Source organism: Streptomyces sp. NPDC005706 (assembly GCF_040631045.1).
In the GTDB taxonomy this organism is placed as follows: Bacteria; Actinomycetota; Actinomycetes; order Streptomycetales; family Streptomycetaceae; genus Streptomyces.
The window spans coordinates 65,082-86,765 of record NZ_JBEXYS010000009.1; the positions used below are offsets into that span (position 1 = coordinate 65,082).

Annotated in this window: 15 protein-coding genes; 9 read left to right on the forward strand and 6 right to left on the reverse strand. The window is 70.8% G+C overall.

The genetic code is table 11. The annotated features are described in order from the left end of the window. Positions 1-9 precede the first annotated feature (9 nt). Positions 10-297, forward strand: a complete 288-nt coding sequence (locus tag ABZ478_RS17680) for a YggT family protein (protein WP_143636437.1) — start codon at positions 10-12, stop codon at positions 295-297. 55 nt (positions 298-352) lie between these two features. Next, entirely contained in the window at positions 353-1,558 is a 1,206-nt protein-coding gene (locus ABZ478_RS17685; protein ID WP_359550179.1) for a DivIVA domain-containing protein, read from the forward strand. 289 nt (positions 1,559-1,847) lie between these two features. Here ABZ478_RS17685 and ileS read toward each other — a convergent pair whose 3' ends face one another. Continuing rightward, positions 1,848-4,991, reverse strand: coding sequence for an isoleucine--tRNA ligase (gene ileS, locus ABZ478_RS17690; protein ID WP_359550180.1), 3,144 nt, complete (start codon positions 4,989-4,991; stop codon positions 1,848-1,850). Between the two features lie 943 nt (positions 4,992-5,934). Between ileS and ABZ478_RS17695 the strand changes: the two genes are divergently transcribed. From ABZ478_RS17695 to ABZ478_RS17715, 5 genes are all read left to right on the forward strand, one after another. Beyond that, the gene (locus ABZ478_RS17695) at positions 5,935-7,353 is read left to right on the forward strand and encodes a TraR/DksA family transcriptional regulator (protein WP_359550183.1); all 1,419 of its coding nucleotides are present in this window, start codon (positions 5,935-5,937) and stop codon (positions 7,351-7,353) included. A gap of 67 nt (positions 7,354-7,420) precedes the next feature. Next, entirely contained in the window at positions 7,421-8,056 is a 636-nt protein-coding gene (gene lspA, locus ABZ478_RS17700; RefSeq protein ID WP_358931072.1) for a signal peptidase II, read from the forward strand. Positions 8,057-8,129: 73 nt separating this feature from the next. After that, positions 8,130-9,074 (forward strand): RluA family pseudouridine synthase, encoded by a 945-nt coding sequence (locus ABZ478_RS17705; protein WP_359550186.1) that lies wholly within the window; start codon positions 8,130-8,132, stop codon positions 9,072-9,074. Further along, positions 9,071-9,538 (forward strand): GNAT family N-acetyltransferase, encoded by a 468-nt coding sequence (locus ABZ478_RS17710; RefSeq protein WP_359550188.1) that lies wholly within the window; start codon positions 9,071-9,073, stop codon positions 9,536-9,538. Before ABZ478_RS17705 ends, ABZ478_RS17710 begins: the two co-directional genes overlap by 4 nt. 81 nt (positions 9,539-9,619) lie before the next feature. Next, positions 9,620-11,206, forward strand: coding sequence for a Na+/H+ antiporter (locus ABZ478_RS17715; RefSeq protein WP_359550190.1), 1,587 nt, complete (start codon positions 9,620-9,622; stop codon positions 11,204-11,206). A 127-nt stretch (positions 11,207-11,333) separates the two neighbouring features. On the opposite strand, the gene ABZ478_RS17720 is transcribed toward ABZ478_RS17715, so the two are convergent. Then, entirely contained in the window at positions 11,334-12,440 is a 1,107-nt protein-coding gene (locus ABZ478_RS17720; RefSeq protein WP_359550193.1) for a mechanosensitive ion channel domain-containing protein, read from the reverse strand. 105 nt (positions 12,441-12,545) lie between these two features. Here ABZ478_RS17720 and ABZ478_RS17725 point away from each other — a divergent pair, with 105 nt between their 5' ends. Then, positions 12,546-13,115, forward strand: a complete 570-nt coding sequence (locus ABZ478_RS17725) for a dienelactone hydrolase family protein (protein WP_358931084.1) — start codon at positions 12,546-12,548, stop codon at positions 13,113-13,115. 19 nt (positions 13,116-13,134) lie between these two features. Here ABZ478_RS17725 and ABZ478_RS17730 read toward each other — a convergent pair whose 3' ends face one another. From ABZ478_RS17730 to ABZ478_RS17745, 4 genes are all read right to left on the reverse strand, one after another. Continuing rightward, on the reverse strand, positions 13,135-14,805 hold the full coding sequence (locus ABZ478_RS17730) for an alkaline phosphatase D family protein (RefSeq protein WP_359550196.1): 1,671 nt from the start codon (positions 14,803-14,805) through the stop codon (positions 13,135-13,137). Positions 14,806-14,897: 92 nt separating this feature from the next. After that, positions 14,898-15,716 (reverse strand): thioredoxin domain-containing protein, encoded by an 819-nt coding sequence (locus tag ABZ478_RS17735; RefSeq protein ID WP_359550198.1) that lies wholly within the window; start codon positions 15,714-15,716, stop codon positions 14,898-14,900. An 80-nt stretch (positions 15,717-15,796) separates the two neighbouring features. Next, entirely contained in the window at positions 15,797-16,489 is a 693-nt protein-coding gene (locus ABZ478_RS17740; RefSeq protein ID WP_359550489.1) for a hypothetical protein, read from the reverse strand. Between the two features lie 67 nt (positions 16,490-16,556). Then, complete coding sequence (locus ABZ478_RS17745; protein WP_359550200.1) at positions 16,557-17,882, reverse strand: DUF2252 domain-containing protein; 1,326 nt, start codon at positions 17,880-17,882, stop codon at positions 16,557-16,559. Positions 17,883-18,105: 223 nt separating this feature from the next. On the opposite strand from ABZ478_RS17745, the gene dnaE reads away from it, so the two are divergent. Then, entirely contained in the window at positions 18,106-21,645 is a 3,540-nt protein-coding gene (gene dnaE / locus ABZ478_RS17750) for a DNA polymerase III subunit alpha (RefSeq protein ID WP_359550202.1), read from the forward strand. The last annotated feature ends 39 nt before the right edge of the window (positions 21,646-21,684 follow it).

The following is a 21,684-nucleotide window of genomic DNA, read 5'->3' on the forward strand; positions in this document are numbered from 1 at the left end:
AGTCAGGCCATGAGCGTGTTCGCGCAGGTGATCTACATCGCGCTGATGGTGTTCCTCGTCGTGCTCATCTTCCGGCTGGTCATGGACTATGTCTTCCAGTTCGCCCGCTCGTGGCAACCCGGCAAGGCGATGGTGGTCGTCCTGGAGGCCACCTACACTGTCACCGATCCACCGCTGAAGCTTCTGCGGCGGTTCATTCCGCCGCTGCGTCTCGGGGGCGTGGCGCTCGACCTGTCCTTCTTCGTACTGATGATCATCGTCTGGATCCTCATCTCCGTCGCACAGAGATTTGTGTGATGAGGATGGACGATACGGTCTTGCCGACTGCCGATGACTACGTTGAGGTGAAGAGATGCCGTTGACCCCCGAGGACGTGCGGAACAAGCAGTTCACGACCGTCCGCCTCCGAGAAGGCTATGACGAGGACGAGGTCGATGCCTTCCTCGACGAGGTCGAAGCCGAACTGACGCGCCTGCTCCGCGAGAACGAGGACCTGCGCGCCAAACTGGCCGCGGCCACGCGCGCTGCTGCCCAGAACCAGCAGAACATGCGCAAGCCCCCGGAGCAGGACCAGCAGCAGGGCGGCATGCCTCAGCAGGGCGGAATGCCTCAGCAGGGCGGGATGCCCCAGCAGGGCGGCATGCCTCAGCAGGGGATGCGAGGTCCCGGCGCTCCGGTGCCCGCCGGCATATCGGGCCCGCCGCAGCAGCAGATGGGTGGCCCCATGGGTGGTCCGCCCCAGCTGCCGAGCGGCGCCCCGCAGCTGCCCGCCGGTCCCGGCGGTCAGGGCGGCCCGCAGGGTCCCGGCTCGATGGGCCAGGGTCCGATGGGTCAGGGTCCGATGGGCCAGGGTCCGATGGGCCAGGGCCCCATGGGCGGTCAGCCGCCCATGCAGCAGCAGATGGGTGGCCCGATGGGCGGCCCCATGGGCGGTCCGATGGGCGGCCCCGGTCAGGGCCCCGGTGGCGACAGCGCCGCCCGAGTCCTCTCACTGGCCCAGCAGACCGCCGACCAGGCGATCGCCGAGGCCCGTTCCGAGGCCAACAAGATCGTCGGCGAGGCCCGCAGCCGCGCCGAGGGTCTGGAGCGTGACGCCCGTGCCAAGGCCGACGCGCTGGAGCGGGACGCGCAGGAGAAGCACCGCGTCGCGATGGGCTCCCTGGAGTCCGCCCGCGCCACGCTGGAGCGCAAGGTCGAGGACCTGCGCGGCTTCGAGCGCGAGTACCGCACGCGTCTGAAGTCGTACCTCGAGTCCCAGCTGCGTCAGCTGGAGACCCAGGCCGACGACTCCCTGGCGCCGCCGCGCACTCCGGCCACCGCCTCGCTTCCGCCGTCCCCGGCGCCCTCCATGGCCCCGGCCGGCGCGAGTGCTCCGTCCTACGGAGGCAACCAGGGAATGGGTGGTCCCGCGCCGTCCGCCCCGTCCTACGGCGGTCAGCAGCAGATGACCCCCGCGATGACCCAGCCCATGGCTCCGGTCCGTCCGCAGGGTCCGTCCCCGATGGGCCAGGCGCCCTCGCCGATGCGCGGGTTCCTGATCGACGAGGACGACAACTGACGGGCCGCGGCCAGTAGTACGACAACGGCGTCGGCAGCGTTCAGGGCGGGCCCTCCGGACTTCGGTCCGGAGGGCCCGCCCTTTTTACGCGTGTTGACGCCCCTCGGCGGGTATCGAGAGCCGGCCTTTCCGCCCGCCGCCCCGTTCCGTCCCGTCCCGCTCTTTCGTGCCGCCCGTCCGGGCCGCCCCTTTGTCCCGGCCATCCGTGCCGCCCATCCGTCCCTGCCTTCCGGAACGCCGAAGGCCCGGCCCCCCAGCGGGGGACCGGGCCGTCGTACTCTTCCGGCGACTACGCCTTGCGGAGCCGGAACGTGAGGGACAGGCCCTCGTCCGTGAACGGCTCGCCGTAGCCGGCGTCGGCCTCGCCCTGGGCGAAGTCGGTCGCCAGGACCTCCTCGGCGATCAGGCCGGCGTGCTCCGAGAGGGCCGCGACGACCGCCGGGTCCGTGGAGGTCCAGCGCAGCGCGATGCGGTCGGCGACGTCCAGGCCGCTGTTCTTGCGGGCCTCCTGGATCAGCCGGATCGCGTCACGGGCGAGGCCCGCCTGCCGCAGCTCCTCCGTGATCTCCAGGTCCAGCGCCACCGTGGCACCGGAGTCGGAGGCCACCGACCAGCCCTCACGCGGGGTCTCCGTGATGATCACCTCGTCGGGGGCCAGCGTGACCGTCTCCCCGTCGACCTCCACCGACGCCGTGCCCGCGCGCAGGGCGAGGGAGAGCGCGGCCGCGTCCGCGTTCGCGATCGCCTTGGCCACGTCCTGCACCCGCTTGCCGAACCGCTTGCCCAGAGCACGGAAGTTGGCCTTGGCCGTCGTGTCGACCAGCGAACCGCCGACCTCGGAGAGGGACGCCAGCGAGGAGACGTTCAGCTCCTCCGTGATCTGCGCGTGCAGCTCGCGGTCCAGGGCCTCGAAGCCGGTGGCGGCGATCAGCGCCCGGGACAGCGGCTGGCGGGTCTTGACGCCCGACTCCGCGCGCGTGGCACGGCCGAGCTCCACCAGGCGGCGGACCAGGACCATCTGCCTGGACAGCTCCGGGTCGATCGCCGACAGGTCCGCCTCGGGCCAGGTCGCCAGGTGGACCGACTCGGGGGCGCCCGGGCTCACCGGCACCACCAGGTCCTGCCACACCCGCTCGGTGATGAACGGGGTGATCGGCGCCATCAGCTTCGTGACCGTCTCCAGCACTTCGTGCAGCGTGCGCAGCGCCGCCTTGTCGCCCTGCCAGAAGCGGCGGCGGGAACGGCGGACGTACCAGTTCGACAGGTCGTCCACGAACGCGGACAGCAGCTTGCCGGCGCGCTGGGTGTCGTACGCCTCCAGGGACTGCGTCACCTGGTCGGTGAGCGCGTGCAGTTCGGACAGCAGCCAGCGGTCCAGCAGCGGACGCTCGGCCGGGGCCGGGTCGGCGGCGGACGGCGCCCACTCGGACGTGCGGGCGTACAGGGCCTGGAAGGCGACCGTGTTCCAGTACGTCAGCAGCGTCTTGCGGACGACCTCCTGGATGGTGCCGTGGCCGACGCGGCGGGCCGCCCACGGGGAGCCGCCGGCCGCCATGAACCAGCGCACCGCGTCCGCGCCGTGCTGGTCCATGAGCGGGATCGGCTGCAGGATGTTGCCCAGGTGCTTGGACATCTTGCGGCCGTCCTCGGCGAGGATGTGGCCCAGGCAGACGACGTTCTCGTACGACGACTTGTCGAACACCAGCGTGCCGACGGCCATCAGCGTGTAGAACCAGCCGCGGGTCTGGTCGATGGCCTCGCAGATGAACTGCGCCGGGTAGCGGGCCTCGAACAGCTCCTTGTTCTTGTACGGGTAGCCCCACTGCGCGAACGGCATCGAACCCGAGTCGTACCAGGCGTCGATGACCTCCGGCACGCGCGTGGCCGTCAGGCCGCAGTCCTCGTGCCGGCAGACGAAGGTGACGTCGTCGATGTAGGGCCGGTGCGGGTCGAGGTTCGACTGGTCGGTGCCGGTCAGCTCGGACAGCTCCGCGCGCGAGCCGACACAGGTGAGGTGGCCCTCCTCGCAGCGCCAGATGGGCAGCGGGGTGCCCCAGTAGCGGTTGCGGGACAGCGCCCAGTCGATGTTGTTGTTCAGCCAGTCGCCGTACCGGCCGTGCTTGACCGTGTCCGGGAACCAGTTCGTCTTCTCGTTCTCCTGGAGCAGACGGTCCTTGATCGCGGTGGTGCGGATGTACCAGGACGGCTGCGCGTAGTACAGCAGCGCGGTGTGGCAGCGCCAGCAGTGCGGGTAGCTGTGCTCGTACGGCAGGTGCCGGAAGAGCAGGCCACGCTCCTTGAGGTCCTCGGTGAGCTTCTCGTCGGCCTTCTTGAAAAAGACGCCGCCGACGAGCGGGACGTCCTCCTCGAAGGTGCCGTCCGGGCGCACCGGGTTGACCACGGGCAGGCCGTAGGAGCGGCAGACCTTGAGGTCGTCCTCACCGAACGCGGGGGACTGGTGGACCAGACCCGTACCGTCCTCGGTGGTCACGTACTCGGCGTTCACCACGTAGTGCGCCGGCTCCGGGAACTCGACCAGCTCGAAGGGGCGCCGGTAGGTCCAGCGCTCCATCTCGGCGCCGGTGAAGGACTGCCCGGTGGTCTCCCAGCCCTCGCCGAGCGCCTTGCCGACGAGCGGCTCGGCGACGACGATCCTCTCCTGGCCGTCGGTGGCGACGACGTAGGTGACCTCGGGGTGCGCGGCGACCGCGGTGTTGGACACCAGGGTCCAGGGGGTCGTCGTCCACACCAGGAGCGCGGCCTCGCCGGCCAGCGGCCCGGAGGTGAGCGGGAAGCGGACGTACACGGACGGGTCCACGACCGTCTCGTAGCCCTGCGCCAGCTCGTGGTCGGACAGGCCGGTGCCGCAGCGCGGGCACCAGGGGGCGACCCGGTGATCCTGGACCAGCAGGCCCTTGTCGAAGATCTCCTTCAGCGACCACCAGACGGACTCGATGTACTCGGGGTCCATCGTGCGGTACGGGTCCTGGAGGTCGGCCCAGTAGCCCATGCGGGTCGTGAGCTCTTCGAAGGCGTCCGTGTGCCGGGTCACCGACTCGCGGCACCTGGCGTTGAACTCGGCGATGCCGTACGCCTCGATGTCCTGCTTGCCGGAGAAGCCGAGCTCCTTCTCGACGGCCAGCTCCACGGGGAGGCCGTGGCAGTCCCAGCCGGCCTTGCGGGCCACGTGGTAGCCGCGCATGGTGCGGAAGCGCGGGAAGACGTCCTTGAAGACGCGGGCCTCGATGTGGTGGGCGCCGGGCATGCCGTTCGCGGTGGGCGGGCCCTCGTAGAACACCCACTCGGGGCGTCCCTCGGACTGCTCCAGGCTCTTGGCGAAGATCTTCTGCTCGCGCCAGAAGTCGAGCACGGCGTGCTCAAGCGCGGGCAGGTCGACCTGGGCGGGCACCTGGCGGTACGTCGGCGCTGTCATCTGCGAGCATCCTCCAACGGACTTGCTGCCTTCCGTCGGAGGGACGAGAGCTCTTTCCTGTCCACGCCGTGTGCGGCGCGCTCCCGCGGTACCACCCTCCTTGGCTCTCCGCCGCGCCGTCCGCGCCGGTGAGCCCCCTCATTGGGGTCGCGAAGCCGGTTCTACTCGCCGTGGCGGCTGCCACGGCTTTCTTCCGGCGGCTCCGGGGTGATCTTCACGTCGCGCTCGCCCCCGGGCTCACACCGTCCCCGGGTCGCTCTGCGCTGCGTACGCCGCTACTCGTCCCCATCCATGCTTCTCGCTCCGCCCAGTGTACGGCGCCGCGCGGACAGCGGCCGACCGCTTTTCCCGCGCGCGTGAGGAGGCGGGGAGGGAGCGGGCGCGATGACCCGAATGGCGAGGGGGGAGGCGCTCGCGCCGTGGCGCGCTCCGCTTCGCGGATTACCCGGCGGGGAGCGGGGCACAACGGTTGCAGGTCCGCTGCTCGGGGGATGCGGGCGGGCGAATCGGGCGGTGTGCCCCGTTGCCGCGGGACTCAAGTCGATTTATCGTCCCAGCACGATTCGCGAGCAAGATCACGGCATGTGAAGGGGCCGCGGCCATGGTGGCGAAGAAGCCCGCCGTACAGCAGCAGGCGTCCGGCCGCTCCAGTGGCGCGGCCGCCTCCGGCGGCGAGGCCGGGGGAGCCGGCGGCAGAAAGACCACGCGCGCGGATGCCGTCCCGGCCGGGCGGGCGAGGCCGGTGAGGACGGCCCGGGCAACGGCGGCCGACGCGAAGAGGCACCACGCGGCGGCGTCCGCCGGGACGCCCACGTCCACGGGGACGGGAAGCGGCCCGGCGCGTGCCGGTGGCGGCACGAGGGCCGGTGCCTCCACCGGGAAACGGGCGTCGGCCGGGAAGGCTCCGGCAGAGGAGACGTCGGCTGGGAGGGCTTCCGCCGAGGTGACGCCGGCCGGGAAGGGGACGGAGAAGGCGCCGGCCGTTAAGGGGACGGAGAAGGCGTCGGCCGGGAAGGCGGCCGCGAGGGCCGCGGCCGGCCAGGGCACGGCCGCCGAGGACGGCGCCACGAAGACGGCGGTCCAGGAGACGGCGGTCAGGAAGACGGCGGTCAGGAAGACGGTGGCGAGGACAGGCGCCGCCGAGGAGGGTGCCCCCACGGAGAGGGTGGCCAAGCAAGCGGACTCCGCGGAAAAGGCCGCCAAGAAGGGGGCCGCCGGGAACGGGGCCGCCACGAAGGCCAAGGCCAGGAAACCGGCCGGCGCCGCCGAGCAGGCGGCCGGCAAGGAGGCGGCCGCGGACAAGGCGGACGCGAAGAAGACGAGCGCGAAGAAGGCGGACGCGAAGAAGACGGCCGCCGGGAGCACGAGCGTGAAGCAGCCGGCCAGGGCGGCGGCGGCCAGGGCGGCGGCCGAGCAGACGGTCGGCGGGAAGCCGGCCCACAAGCGTGCGGCGGCCAGGGAAACGGCTGCGAAGGGGAGGGGGACGAAGGACGTGACCGGTGAGGAGACGACCGGGACGGGCGCGGCCGTCGGGAAACCGGCCCGGAAGCACACGGCGGCCACAGGGAAGGCTTCGAAGGGGACGGCCGGTGAGGATGCGGCCGTGAAGAAGACGGCCGCCGGGAAAGTGGTCGCCGGGAAAGTGGTCGGAAAGGGCGCGGGAGGGAAGGGATCTGCCGTCGAGGGCACGGCCGGGAAGGACACGGCCGCCGTGAAGACGGGTGCCGGGAAGGCGGCCGCGCACGCGGCGGCCGGAAAGGCGGGCGGAGAGGAGGCCGTCACCGAGCGGACGGCCACCGAGGGCCCCTCCTCGGAGGCGGCCGGCAAGAGCACGGCCAAGAAGGCGGGCGCGGCGCGGGCCGCGAAGCAGACGGGAGCCACGACAGTGGTTGCGAAGAAGACTCCTGGCACGGCCGCGGCGAAGCAGAGCGCCGTTCCCAAGGCGCGGCTCGCCGCGGCGGAGCCCGGCGATCTGGCGGTACGCCCCGGCGAGGACCCCTGGACCCCCGAGGAGGTCGCCGAGGCCCGCGCCGAGCTGTCGTCCGAGGTGGACCGGCTGCGCACCGAGATCAGCTCGTCCGAGACCAACCTCGTCGGTCTGATGCGGGACTCCGGTGACGGCGCCGGCGACGACCAGGCCGACACCGGCACCAAGAACATCACGCGCGAGCACGAGATGGCGCTGGCCGCCAACGCGCGGGAGATGCTGACCCAGAACGAGCACGCCCTGGAACGGCTGGACGCGGGCACCTACGGACTGTGCGAGAACTGCGGCAATCCCATCGGCAAGGCGCGTATGCAGGCGTTCCCGAGGGCCACCCTGTGCGTGGAGTGCAAGCAGAAACAGGAACGCCGCTCCTGAGCGCCGGGGCCGGCCGGGGCGTGACGTACTCTCGTCCTCAGTCAGGCACCTAGGTTGAGGGACTCACGTGGCAGAGGCGGAGCGCATCATCGGTACGCCGGACACCCCGGACGACAGCGGCGAGCGGACGGCGGCGGCCGAAGCACCCGCCGGGTCCGGCGCGTCCGGTACGCCCGGGACCGGCGAGCAGACGGCGCCGGCGCGGCAGCGGAGCGGACGCGGACGCCGGATCGCCGTGCTGTTCGCGGTGGCCGTGTTCGCGTACGCCCTCGACCTCATCAGCAAGATGCTGGTGGTGGCGAAGCTGGAGCACCACGCGCCGGTCCAGGTGGTCGGGGACTGGCTGGAGCTGCACGCCATCCGCAACCCGGGCGCGGCCTTCGGCTTCGGAGCCGCCTTCACGATCATCTTCACGCTGATCGCGGCCGCGGTGATCGTGGTGATCGTCCGCCTCGCCCGCAAGCTCTACAGCCTGCCCTGGGCGATCGCGCTCGGCCTGCTGCTCGGTGGTGCGCTCGGCAACCTCACCGACCGCATCTTCCGGGCGCCCGGCGTCTTCCAGGGCGAGGTGGTGGACTTCATCGCGCCCAAGGGCTTCGCGGTGTTCAACCTGGCCGACTCGGCGATCGTGTGCGGCGGCATCCTGATCGTGCTGCTGTCGTTCCGCGGTCTGGACCCGGACGGCACCGTCCACAAGGACTGACCCCGGGTCCTGCCCGGGACCGTTGTCCACAGGCTAGTTCGGGGCCGGCCGAGCCGTCCGGCATACTCGACGGGTGAGCACGATTCCCGAGATCCGTACCCTGCCCGTGCCCGACGGCCTGGAGGGCGAGCGCGTCGACGCCGCCATCTCCCGCATGTTCGGCTTCTCCCGTACGAAGGCGGCGGAACTCGCCGCGGCCGGCAAGGTGCAGGTCGACGGCACGGTGGTCGGCAAGTCCGAGCGGGTGCGCGGCGGCGCCTGGCTCGAGGTCGAGATGCCGCAGGCCCCGGCGCCCGTGCAGGTGGTCGCCGAGCCTGTCGAGGGTATGGAGATCGTGCACGACGACGACGACGTGGTCGTGATCGTCAAGCCGGTCGGCGTGGCCGCGCACCCCTCGCCGGGCTGGAACGGCCCGACCGTCATCGGCGGCCTCGCCGCCGCCGGCTACCGGATCTCCACCTCCGGCGCCGCCGAGCGCCAGGGCATCGTGCACCGCCTGGACGTGGGCACGTCCGGCCTGATGGTGGTCGCCAAGTCGGAGCGGGCGTACACCTCGCTCAAGCGCCAGTTCAAGGAGCGCACGGTCGACAAGCGCTACCACACCCTGGTCCAGGGCCACCCGGACCCGACGAGCGGCACCATCGACGCGCCCATCGGCCGCCACCCCAACCACGACTACAAGTGGGCGGTGACGGCCGACGGCAAGGCCTCCGTGACGCACTACGACCTCATCGAGGCGTTCCGCGCCGCCTCCCTGCTCGACGTGAAGCTGGAGACCGGCCGCACCCACCAGATCCGCGTCCACATGTCCGCCCACCGCCACCCCTGCGTCGGCGACCTCACCTACGGCGCCGACCCGACGCTCGCCAAGCGGCTGCGCCTGACCCGCCAGTGGCTGCACGCCGTGCGGCTCGGCTTCGAGCACCCCGGCGACGGGCAGTGGGTGGAGTTCGGCTGCGACTACCCCGAGGACCTGCGGCAGGCCCTCGACCAGGTCCGCGAGGAGACGTACGCGTGAGCGCGCCGTACACCGTCCGCGTCGCCGAGGACCCCGCCGACCGGGAGGCCTGCTTCGCGGTGCGCAAGGAGGTGTTCGTCGTCGAGCAGGGCGTCGCCCAGGACATCGAGTACGACGCCTACGACGCTGTCGCGGTCCATGTGCTCGCCGCCCGCGAGGACGGCGTGCCGCTCGGCACCGGACGCCTGCTGTACGGCGAGGCCGCCGCCGCGAAGACCGGCGGGGACGCCACGGTCGGCTCCCTCGGCCGGCTCGCCGTCGCCCGTCCGGCGCGCGGTCTCGGCGTCGGCGCGGCCCTGGTGCGGGCCGTCGAGGAGGCGGCACGCGCGCGTGGCCTGGCCGCGGTGGACCTGCACGCGCAGACCCACGCCCTGGGTTTCTATGAGCGTCTCGGGTACGAGGCGTACGGCCCGGAGTTCCCGGACGCCGGGATCCCGCACCGGGCCATGCGGCGCGTCCTGTAGACCCGCCGGTACGGCCGGGGCGCGAGCGTCGTGGCAGGCTGGAGACCTGCCGTGTGATCGTCGACTCCCGGAGCGCTTGCCGTGGATCAGTTGGCCCTGTTGTTCGTGGTGCTGCTCGGGGCCCTGCTGAGCGTTCCCGTCGGGAACCGGTTCGGGGTGCCGGCGCCGGTGCTGATGACCCTGCTCGGCGGCGTCCTCGCGGTGGCCGACTTCGTGCCCAACGTGGAGTTCCCGCCCGAGCTGATCCTGCCCGCGCTGCTGCCGCCGCTGCTCTACGCCGCCGTACGACGCACCTCCTGGCGGCAGTTCACGGCGAACAAGCGGCCGATCTTCCTGCTGGCCGTCGCCCTGGTCTTCGTGACGACGTTCTGCGTGGCCGCGGTCGCCCACACCATCGTGCCCGGGCTGCCCGTCGCCGCCGCCGTGGTGCTGGGCGCGCTGATCGCCCCGCCGGATCCGGTCGCCGCCACCGCCGTCGCCGGGCAGCTCGGACTTCCGCGCCGCCTGGTGTCGATCCTGGAGGGCGAGGGGCTCTTCAACGACGTGACGGCCATCGTGCTTTACCACGTGGCCGTCGCCGCCGCCGTGAGCGGGGAGTTCTCCGCGTGGGACGCCGGGCTCGATCTGGTCCTGTCCGCCGTGGTCGCGGTCGCCGTCGGGCTGGCGCTGGGCTGGTTCGCGAACAAGCTGATGGACTGGCTCGGCGACCCCACGCTGCAGATCGGGCTCACCCTGCTGGTGCCCTTCGCCTCCTACGTGCTCGCCGAGGAACTGCACGGGTCCGGGGTGCTCGCCGTGCTCACCACCGCGCTCTTCCTCTCCGAGTACGCCACCGACGCCGACGACGTGCTGACCCGGCTGGCCGGGCACACCTTCTGGGACATCATCGACACGCTCGTCACCGGCGTCGCCTTCGGGCTGATCGGGCTCGAGCTGCACAACGCCATCCGGACGGCGTCCGGGCGGTGGGGCGAACTCCTCGGCTGGGCGGCGGCGATCGCGGGCGTGGTGGTGGTCGTACGGCTGCTGTGGCTGCTGCCCGCCACCTGGCTCACCAAGCGGCTGCACGCCCGGCGGGACATCGAGGAGGAGATCCCCATGAGCTGGCGGGAGACCGTCGTCATGTGGTGGTCCGGGATGCGCGGGGTGGCCTCGGTGGCGCTGGTGCTGGCCATCCCGCTCGAGACCGACGCCGGCAAGCCGTTCCCCGACCGGGACGAGCTCGTGTTCATCGCCTTCGGGGTCATCATCGTCACGCTGGTGCTGCAGGGCCTGACGCTGCCGTGGCTGGTGCGGCGGCTGGGGGTGCGGGCCGACTCCGAGCGGGAGTCGGAGTTCGAGAAGGAGCTGGCGGTGCGGGCCGCCGGGGCCGCGAAGCGCAGGCTGCGGGAGATCGAGCAGGTGGAGGAGCTGCCCGAGGAGCTCTCGGAGCAGATGCTGCGGCGGGCCTTCGACATCGGCATCCGGATCAGCCCGGACATGGGGGAGGAGGAACGCCGGGAGGCGCAGCACCAGCGGGCGCGGCGGCTGAAGCGGGTGCGGCGGATCCAGGGCGAGATGCTGAGCGCCGCGCGGCACGAGGTGCTGGCGGCGCGCAGCGAGCCGGGCGCCGATCCGGAGATCGTGGACCGGGTGCTGCGCCACCTCGACGTGCGCAGCCTGCGCTGACACCGGTGGGGGCCGGCCCCCCGACGATGTGGCCGGCACCCTCGTGCTGACGGGCGCCGGCCACCTCAACGCGCGGAGCATCCAGGCCGGCGGCGGTGCCGTGCGCGGGCGCCGGCCGGGCGCCCGGTCAGCCCCGGCCGGTGCGCGGGAACTCGTATGCCTTGCGGAGCGTCGCGCGGTCGGGCGACGGAATGCGGTTCGGGGCGAGGACCGCCTCGGAGGTGTTGACCCGGGGAAGCGCGTAGGGGTGCTCCGCCGACAGCCAGGTGATCATCTCCTCGCGCACTGCGACCCGCACCGTCCAGATGTCGTCCGCGTCCTTGGCGGTCACCAGGGCGCGCACCTGGATGGTGTTCGGTGTGGAGTCGGTCACCACCAGGTTGTAGGCGCGGCCGTCCCAGGCCGGGCACTGGCGCAGGATGTCGCGGAGCTTCTCGCGCATCGCCTCGATCGGGGCGCTGTGGTCCAGGTGCCAGTAGACGATGCCCGTCATCTGCGGGGTGCCCCGCGACCAGTTCTCGAACGGGTTGGACGTGAAGTACGACACCGGCATCGTGATCCGCCGCTCGTCCCAGGTCCGTACCGTCAGGAAGGTGAGGGTGATCTCCTCGACCGTGCCCCACTCCTCGTTCACGACGACCGTGTCGCCGATGCGCACCATGTCACCGAAGGCGATCTGCAGCCCCGCGAACAGGTTGGACAGGGTCGACTGGGCGGCGACACCGGCGACGATGCCGAGGATGCCGGCGGAGGCCAGCAGCGAGGCACCGGCCGCGCGCATCGCCGGGAACGTCAGCAGCATCGAGGCGGCGGCCACCACGATGACGATCGCCGAGACCACCCGCATGATCAGCTCCACCTGGGTGCGCACCCGGCGCACCCGGGCCACGTCCCGGTGGGCGCGTGCGTACCGGCTGTACGAGGTCTCGACGATCGCCGCCGCGATCCGGATCACCAGCCAGGCGGCGGACCCGATGAGGACCAGCGTCAGCGTCCGGCCGATGCCGGCATGATGCTGCTCCAGCAGTTCGGCCTGGTCGTAGGAGCCTCTGAGCATGGCGGCGCAGAGGACCAGTTGGTAGGGGATGCGGCCACGCCGCAGCAGCTCCCACAGCGGGGTGTCGGAATTTCGGGCGTCGGCCTTGCGCAGCAGCAGGTCCGTCACCCAGCCGATGGCCAGGGTGAGCGCGACGGAACTGCCGATCACGATCAGAGGGCGGAGTACGTTCTCCATGCCTCCGCTCCTAACCGGTGGTCGGCAGGCATGAACATGTGAGTTCGCCGCGCATCTGGGTACGGCGGTTCCGGCCTCGTCCGGCCCGGCTGGCACCATGGCCTCATGAACATCATGCTCTTTCACTCGACCTACGGGCTCAGGCCGGCGGTGCGCGAGGCCGCCGACCGGCTGCGCGCGGCGGGCCACGAGGTGTGGACGCCCGACCTCTTCGAGGGGCGCACGTTCGGGACGGTCGAGGAGGGCATGGAGTTCAACGAGCGGATCGGCAAGGAGGAGCTGCTGAAGCGGGCCGTGCTGGCGGCGGCGCCCTACTCCGAGCGCGGTCTCGTGTACGCCGGGTTCTCGCTCGGCGCTTCCGTGGCCCAGACGCTGGCCCTCGGCGACGAGCGGGCCCGGGGCCTGCTGCTCCTGCACGGCACGTCGGACATCGCCCCGAACGCGCACGTGGACGAGCTGCCGGTGCAGCTGCACGTGGCCGAGCCGGACCCGTTCGAGACCGACGACTGGCTGAGCGCCTGGTACCTGCAGATGGGCAGGGCGGGCGCGGACGTGGAGGTCTACCGGTACGCCGGAGCCGGTCACGTCTACACCGACCCCGGCCTGCCGGACTACGACGAGGAGGCCGCCGAGGCCACCTGGCGGGTGGCGCTCGGCTTCCTCGACAGTCTGTAGCCGCGCCCGGAGCGGACGGCTACACCGGGTCGTAGGTGCGCTCGACCTTCTGCGTGCCGCTGCGGGTGCGGTACGAACGCACCCAGGCGGAGGTCGCGTTCGCGTCGGTGCGGTCGGACAGGACGTAGTAGTCCATCTGCGCGCGGTCGGCGGTGATGTCCAGCACGCCGTAGCCGTGCCGGTCGGTGTCCACCCAGTGGACGTGCCGGTTGGCGGCCCTGATGACCGGCGACGCGACGGCCGAGACGGTGCCCTCGGGCACCTTCACGATGTCGTCGAGGTTGTCGGAGGTGACCGACGTGACCACGAACTCGGTGGCCGCCGACGCCGACAGCGGGTAGGTGCCCGCGTCCACCGGAACGTCGTTGGCCCACGCCATGTGGATGTCACCGGTCAGGAAGACGGTGTTGCCGATGGCGTTTGAGCGCAGATGGGCGAGGAGTTCGCGCCGGTCGTCGGTGTAGCCGTCCCACTGGTCGGTGTTGACGGCGATGCCCTCCTGCGGCAGGCCCAGCAGCTTGGCGAGCGGCTTGAGCAGGTCCGCGGAGAGGGAGCCGACGGCGAACGGCGAGATCATCACGGAGTTGCCGACCAGCCGCCACTTGGTGTCGGAGGCCCTCAGGCCCGCCTTGAGCCAGTCGAGCTGCGCGCGGCCGGTGAGCGTACGGTCCGGGTCGTCCACCGAGCCGCTGGCCGTGGAGGCCTGCTGGGAGCGGAAGGAGCGCAGGTCCAGCAGGGAGAGGTCGGCGAGCTTGCCGAAACGCAGCCGCCGGTAGGTGGTGCCCGCGATGGCGGGGCGGACCGGCATCCACTCGAAGTAGGCCTGCTTGGCCGCGGCCTGACGGGCCGACCAGGCGCCCTCGGCGCCCTCGGTGTGGTTCACCGCGCCGCCCGACCAGGCGTTGTCGGCGAACTCGTGGTCGTCCCAGATCGCGATGACCGGCGCCTTCACGTGCAGGGCCTGCAGGTCGGGGTCGGTCTTGTACTTGGCGTGCCGGATCCGGTAGTCGGCGAGGGTGAGGATCTCGTTCGCCGGCGCGTGCGGCCGTACGACCTTGCCCCGGGCCGCGTACTCACCGGACTTGTACTCGTAGATGTAGTCGCCCAGGTGGAGCCAGGCGTCCAGGTCGCCGCGGGCCGCGAGGTGGCGGTAGGCGGCGAAGTAGCCGGCCTCCCAGTTGGCGCAGGAGACCACGCCGAAGCGCAGGGAGGACACGGCGGCGTCCGCGGCCGGCGCGGTGCGGGTGCGCGCCACCGGGGAGTCGGTGCCGCCGGCGGAGAAGCGGAACCAGTAGTCGGTGGCCGGAGCCAGGCCGCGGATGTCGGCCTTGACGGTGTGGTCGGTCGCGGCCCTCGCGGTGGTCGAGCCCTTGGCGACGACGTCGGTGAGCGCCTTGTCCCGGGCGACGACCCAGCCGACCTCGGTGTCCGGGCCGAGCCCGGAACCGGGTATCGCCTCGGGCACCGGAGTCACCCGGGTCCACAGCAGGATGCCGTCGGGCAGCGGGTCGCCGGAGGCGACGCCGTGCAGGAATGCGGGGGCCTGGTCGGCCGCGCGAGCCGGAAGGGTGGCGGCGAGCGGGCCGGCCAGCACAGCCGTCGCCGCCGCGGCCTTGACGACCGTACGGCGGCGGGGCGAAAGGGAGTTGAGGCCTTGGTGTGCCTCGGATGATCTGTATCGACTGGTCACGACCGATCAGGTTACTGATCGGTATGCGCGAGAGCGGGCGAACTCCGAAAGTTCGCCCGCTCTTCACACGGTGCTCCGGTTCTGACCGGAGGTCAGCCCTTGAGAGCCGCGTCCAGCACCCGGTTGTAGTCGGCCACCGTCATGGGCGGGTTGCCCTGGCTGTCGGCGGTGAGCTTCTTGCCGTCCATGACGAAGCTCGGCGTGCCGGACACGCCGTCCTTGTTGTCGTCGAAGGTCTTGGACATCGCCATCGCCCAGGCGTCGTACGTGCCCTTCTTGACCGCGTTCTCGAACTTGGCGTTGTTCTTGAGCGCGGGAACGGTGTCGGCGACCTTGACGAGGTAGTCGTCGCTCTTGAACTTGTCCGTCTGCTCGTCCGGGTGGAACTTCGCCGAGTAGAGCGCGCTCTTGTACTCGAGGAACGCCTCCGGGCTGACGTCGAGCGCGGCGCCGAGCGCGCTCAGCGCGTTCTTGGAGCCCACGGCGTTGTCACGGTCGATGAACGTGGCACCGACGAACTGGATCTTGTACTTGCCGCCGTCGATGTCCTTCTTCACCGTCGAGCCGACCGTCTGCTCGAACTGGGCGCACACCGGGCAGCGCGGGTCCTCGTAGACCTTCAGGGTCTTCTTGGCGGTGTCCTTGCCGATGACGACCGTGGTGCCCTTGGTGCCCGTGGTGTTGGCCGGGGTGACGACGCTGGAGGCGTCCTTCAGCCCGTCCCAGTAACCCGGCTTGTTGGCCTGGACCACGGCGTAGCCGATGCCGCCCGCCGCCGCCAGCACGGCCACGACCGAGCCGGCCACGATGATCTGCCGCCTGGCCTTGTCGCGCTTTGCCTGCCGCTCGCGCTCCTGGCGCAGCCGCTCCCGGGCCGCCGTCTTCGCCGACTGGCTGTTCCGCTTGCTCATAGTGTTGATCTCCATGTGGGACGCGCACACGTCGTACGCGGGATACGTGTGGGGGACTGGTCGTGCTCAGCGGTCGCCGCTCAGACGAGGGCGAGGGCGCGGGAGCGCGGCGGTCCACGCCGTCCCAGGGAGTGCACCAGGAGCCGGTCGCGGGCGACGGCCGGCCAGGGAGCCGGGCGCGGCTGCCGGCGGACAGGCAGGAGCCGCACGGTGCCCGCTGCCGCCGCCAGCAGCAGCGGCCGGAAGGAGGTGGCCGTGACCGCGCCCAGCAGCTGGGTCAGGGCCCGCTCGCCCCGGCGCAGCCAGGCGGCGGCCAGCAGCCCCACGCCGAGGTGCGCGGCGAGCAGCAGCCAGGCGGCGGCCGGGCCGGCGTCCGCGAGCGGGACCACGGCACCACGGCCGGGCGCTCCGGTCACCTGGGCCAGCGGCGAGCCCACGCTGCCGCCCCGGCACAGCACGTCGAAGCCGAACGCGTGCAGGGGACCCGCGACCGGGCCGCCCGCCCTGCCGTAACAGGACTGCTGGCCGGTGGTGAACACCGTGTCGGCGGCCAGCTCCAGCGGGACCAGCAGGGCCGCGATCCGGCCGAAGCCACGCTCGCGGCCCGCCAGCGCGTACGCGGTGACGAACACTCCGGTGGCGACCGCGGTCACGGTCGCCACCGGCAGCGGGGCCCTGGACAGCAGAACGTGCGACGCGGTGCTGAGCGTCACGACCACTGCCGTGAACAGCGCCGCGCGTACGGCTCTGAGCTGGGTCCCGGAGATGTCCATGGTGACTACAGAGTCTGTCACGCGCGCCGGTAAGGGACTCCTAAAGGAAGCCTGTGAGTCCCGAAGGTCACAGCCCCGGGATCCGGCCGTTGCGGAACAGGTCGAGGAAGATCTGGTGGTCGGCACGCGCGCGTGCGCCGTAGCCGTGCGCGAAGTCCACCAGGAGCGGCGCGAAGCCCTCCTCGTCGGCCGCGAGGGCCGCGTCGATGGCCCGCTCGGTCGAGAACGGCACCAGCGACTCGCCGGAGGTGTCGTCCGCCGCCGCGTGCATCGTGGCCGTGGCCCGGCCCAGGTCGGCGACGACGGCCGCGATCTCCTCCGGGTCGTCGATGTCGCCCCAGTCCAGGTCGACCGCGTACGGCGAGACCTCGGCGACCAGCTGGCCCGCGCCGTCCAGCTCGGTCCAGCCCAGCCACGGGTCGGCGTGCGCCTGCAGCGCGCGCTGGGAGATCACCGTGCGGTGCCCCTCGTGCCGGAAGTACTCCGCGATCGCCGGGTCCGTGATGTGCCGGGAGACCGCCGGGGTCTGGGCCTGCTTGATGTAGATCACGACATCGTTCTCGAGGGCGTCGCTGTGCCCCTCCAGCAGGATGTTGTACGACGGCAGGCCCGCCGAACCGATGCCGATGCCCCGGCGGCCCACGACGTCCTTCACCCGGTAGGAGTCCGGGCGGGCCAGCGAGGTCTCCGGAAGCGTCTCCAGGTAGCCGTCGAAGGCGGCCAGCACCTTGTACCGGGTGGCGGCGTCGAGCTCGATGGAGCCGCCGCCGGGCGCGAACCGGCGCTCGAAGTCGCGGATCTCCGTCATCGACTCCAGCAGCCCGAAGCGGGTGAGCGAGCGGGCGTCACGCAGCGCGTCCAGCAGCGGGCCCTGCGCGGTGTCCAGTGTGAACGGCGGCACCTCGTCGCTCTTGGCGCCCGTGGCCAGGGCGTGGATGCGCTCCCGGTAGGCCTCGGCGTAGATCGTCACCAGCTCGGTGATCTGCTCGTCGCTGAGCGCCTTCGCGTAGCCGACCAGCGCGATGGAGGCGGAGAAGCGCTTCAGGTCCCAGGTGAACGGTCCGACGTAGGCCTCGTCGAAGTCGTTGACGTTGAAGACCAGGCGCCCGTTGGAGTCCATGTAGGTGCCGAAGTTCTCCGCGTGCAGATCGCCGTGGATCCACACGCGCGAGGTGCGGTCGTCGAGGTACGGGCCGCCGCGCTTCTCGGCGTCGAGGTCGTGGCAGAAGAGGCACGCCGTGCCCCGGTAGAACGCGAAGGCCGAGGCCGCCATCTTCCGGAACTTCACCCGGAACGCGGCCGGGTCGGCGGCCAGGAGCCGGCCGAAGGCGGTGTCGAAGACGGCGAGGATCTCCTCGCCGCGCTGCTCGTCGTTGAGCTCGGGGACCGACATCGCGGAGTGCCTCCTGGTGCGGGACGGTGGTGCGTGGATGTGCGTGCGGGGAGCGACAGCGTCTCCGCCGTCTTCAACGGGCGACGCCACGCGGGAGTGCCCGGTTCCCGCACGAAGGTACGTGGGGGATGCCCCGCGTGTGTCAGTGCCCGGGCATAGACTTCGACGCTGACCCCAGACTGTCCGCCAGCCCGTCGCCGAAGTTTCCGTTGGAGGCCATACCGTGTCAAAGCCGCCCTTCACGCACCTGCACGTCCACACCCAGTACTCGCTGCTGGACGGTGCCGCGCGGCTCAAGGACATGTTCGACGCCTGCAACGAGATGGGCATGACGCACATCGCCATGTCCGACCACGGCAACCTGCACGGGGCGTACGACTTCTTCCATTCCGCGAAGAAGGCCGGAATCACCCCGATCATCGGCATCGAGGCGTATGTCGCGCCCGAGTCCCGGCGCAACAAGCGCAAGATCCAGTGGGGCCAGCCGCACCAGAAGCGGGACGACGTCTCGGGTTCCGGCGGCTACACCCACAAGACGATCTGGGCGGCGAACTCGACGGGCCTGCACAACCTCTTCCGGCTCTCCTCGGACGCGTACGCGGAGGGCTGGCTCCAGAAGTGGCCCCGGATGGACAAGGAGACGATCTCCCAGTGGTCCGAGGGGCTGATCGCCTCCACCGGCTGTCCCTCCGGCGAGCTGCAGACCCGCCTGCGCCTCGGCCAGTTCGACGAGGCCCTGAAGGCGGCCGCCGACTACCAGGACATCTTCGGCAAGGACCGCTACTTCCTGGAGCTGATGGACCACGGCATCGAGATCGAGCACCGGGTCCGCGACGGCCTCCTGGAGATCGGCAAGAAGCTCGGCATCCCCCCGCTGGTCACCAACGACTCGCACTACACCTACGCGCACGAGGCGACCGCCCACGACGCGCTGCTGTGCATCCAGACCGGCAAGAACCTCTCCGACCCGGACCGCTTCAAGTTCGACGGCACCGGCTACTACCTGAAGTCCACGGACGAGATGTACGCCATCGACTCCTCGGACGCCTGGCAGGAGGGCTGCCGCAACACCCTGCTGGTCGCCGAGCAGATCGACACCACCGGCATGTTCGAGGCGAAGAACCTCATGCCGAAGTTCGACATCCCGGACGGCTACACCGAGGTCACCTGGTTCAAGGAGGAGGTCCGCCGCGGCATGGAGCGGCGCTTCCCAGGCGGCATCCCGGAGGACCGCCAGAAGCAGGTCGAGTACGAGATGGACGTCATCATCCAGATGGGGTTCCCGGGCTACTTCCTCGTCGTCGCCGACTTCATCATGTGGGCGAAGAAGAACGGCATCGCGGTCGGTCCCGGGCGTGGCTCCGCGGCCGGCTCGATCGTCGCCTACGCCATGGGCATCACCGACCTCGACCCGATCCCGCACGGCCTGATCTTCGAGCGGTTCCTCAACCCCGAGCGCGTCTCCATGCCCGACGTCGACATCGACTTCGACGAGCGCAGGCGCGTCGAGGTGATCCGGTACGTGACCGAGAAGTACGGCGCCGACAAGGTGGCCATGATCGGCACCTACGGCAAGATCAAGGCGAAGAACGCCATCAAGGACTCCGCGCGCGTGCTGGGCTACCCGTACGCCATGGGCGACCGGCTCACCAAGGCCATGCCCGCCGACGTCCTCGGCAAGGGCATCGACCTCGACGGCATCACCAATCCGTCGCACCCGCGCTACAACGAGGCGGGCGAGATCCGCTCGATGTACGAGAACGAGCCGGACGTCAAGAAGGTCATCGACACCGCCAAGGGCGTCGAGGGCCTGGTCCGGCAGATGGGCGTGCACGCGGCGGGCGTGATCATGTCCAGCGAGCCCATCGTCGACCACGCGCCCATCTGGGTGCGGCACACCGACGGCGTGACCATCACGCAGTGGGACTACCCGCAGTGCGAGTCGCTCGGCCTGCTGAAGATGGACTTCCTCGGCCTGCGCAACCTGACGATCATGGACGACGCCGTCAAGATGGTGAAGTCCAACAAGGGGATCGACCTCGACCTGCTGGCACTGCCGCTCGACGATCCGAAGACCTTCGAACTCCTCCAGCGCGGCGAGACCCTCGGCGTCTTCCAGTTCGACGGCGGCCCCATGCGCTCCCTGCTGCGCCTGATGAAGCCCGACAACTTCGAGGACATCTCCGCCGTCTCCGCGCTCTACCGGCCCGGCCCGATGGGCATGGACTCGCACACCAACTACGCGCTCCGCAAGAACGGGCTCCAGGAGATCACCCCGATCCACAAGGAGCTCGCGGAGCCGCTCGAAGAGGTCCTGGCCGTCACCTACGGCCTGATCGTCTACCAGGAGCAGGTGCAGAAGGCCGCCCAGATCATCGCCGGGTACTCGCTCGGCGAGGCCGACATCCTCCGCCGAGTGATGGGCAAGAAGAAGCCCGACGAACTGGCGAAGAACTTCACCATCTTCCAGGCCGGCGCCAAGAAGAACGGCTACAGCGACGAGGCGATCCAGGCGCTGTGGGACGTGCTGGTCCCGTTCGCCGGCTACGCCTTCAACAAGGCGCACTCCGCCGCGTACGGCCTGGTCTCGTACTGGACCGCCTACCTGAAGGCGAACCACCCCGCCGAGTACATGGCCGGACTGCTCACCTCGGTCAAGGACGACAAGGACAAGTCGGCCGTCTACCTCAACGAGTGCCGGCGCATGGGCATCAAGGTGCTCCCGCCGAACGTGAACGAGTCGGTGCACAACTTCGCCGCCCAGGGCGACGACGTGATCCTCTTCGGCCTCGAAGCCGTGCGCAACGTCGGCACGAACGTGGTGGAATCGATCATCAAGAGCCGCAAGGCCAAGGGGAAGTACGCCTCGTTCCCCGACTACCTCGACAAGGTCGAGGCGGTCGCGTGCAACAAGCGCACCACGGAGTCGCTGATCAAGGCGGGCGCGTTCGACACCCTGGGGCACACCCGCAAGGGCCTCACCGCGCACTTCGAGCCGATGATCGACAATGTGGTCGCGGTCAAGCGCAAGGAGGCCGAGGGCCAGTTCGACCTCTTCGGCGGCATGGGCGAGGAGGCCGGCGACGAGCCCGGCTTCGGACTCGACGTGCAGTTCACCGAGGACGAGTGGGACAAGACCTATCTGCTCGCCCAGGAGCGGGAGATGCTCGGTCTGTACGTCTCCGACCACCCGCTCTTCGGCCTGGAGCACGTGCTGTCCGACAAGGCCGACGCGGGCATCTCCCAGCTCACCGGCGGTGAGCACGCCGACGGCGCGGTCGTCACCATCGGCGGCATCATCTCCGGCCTGCAGCGCAAGATGACCAAGCAGGGCAACGCCTGGGCGATCGCCACGGTGGAGGACCTCGCGGGTTCCATCGAGTGCATGTTCTTCCCGGCCACCTACCAGCTCGTGTCGACCCAACTGGTCGAGGACGCCGTGGTGTTCGTCAAGGGCCGTCTCGACAAGCGCGAGGACGTGCCCCGGCTCGTCGCCATGGAGCTGATGGTCCCGGACCTGTCCAACGCGGGCACCAACGCCCCGGTGATCCTCACCATCCCGGCCACCAGGGTCACCCCGCCCATGGTCAGCCGGCTCGGCGAGATCCTCAGCCACCACAAGGGCGACAGCGAGGTCCGGATCAAACTCCAGGGCCCGCGCAAGACCACGGTGCTGCGCCTGGACCGGCACCGGGTCAAGCCCGATCCCGCGCTCTTCGGCGACCTGAAGGTGCTGCTCGGCCCGTCCTGCCTGGCCGGCTGAGCCGCGGCGCCGGGCATCCGGGCCGGAATCCCGCGCGAA

Excerpts from the sequence above, each read along its gene's own strand:
- ABZ478_RS17740 (WP_359550489.1), bottom strand. The coding sequence starts at position 16,489 with ATGGACATCTCCGGGACCCAGCTCAGAGCCGTACGCGCGGCGCTGTTC.
- ABZ478_RS17720 (WP_359550193.1), bottom strand. The coding sequence starts at position 12,440 with ATGGAGAACGTACTCCGCCCTCTGATCGTGATCGGCAGTTCCGTCGCG.
- ABZ478_RS17685 (WP_359550179.1), top strand. The coding sequence starts at position 353 with ATGCCGTTGACCCCCGAGGACGTGCGGAACAAGCAGTTCACGACCGTC.
- ABZ478_RS17745 (WP_359550200.1), bottom strand. The coding sequence starts at position 17,882 with ATGTCGGTCCCCGAGCTCAACGACGAGCAGCGCGGCGAGGAGATCCTC.
- ABZ478_RS17725 (WP_358931084.1), top strand. The coding sequence starts at position 12,546 with ATGAACATCATGCTCTTTCACTCGACCTACGGGCTCAGGCCGGCGGTG.
- ABZ478_RS17735 (WP_359550198.1), bottom strand. The coding sequence starts at position 15,716 with ATGAGCAAGCGGAACAGCCAGTCGGCGAAGACGGCGGCCCGGGAGCGG.
- ABZ478_RS17680 (WP_143636437.1), top strand. The coding sequence starts at position 10 with ATGAGCGTGTTCGCGCAGGTGATCTACATCGCGCTGATGGTGTTCCTC.
- ileS (WP_359550180.1), bottom strand. The coding sequence starts at position 4,991 with ATGACAGCGCCGACGTACCGCCAGGTGCCCGCCCAGGTCGACCTGCCC.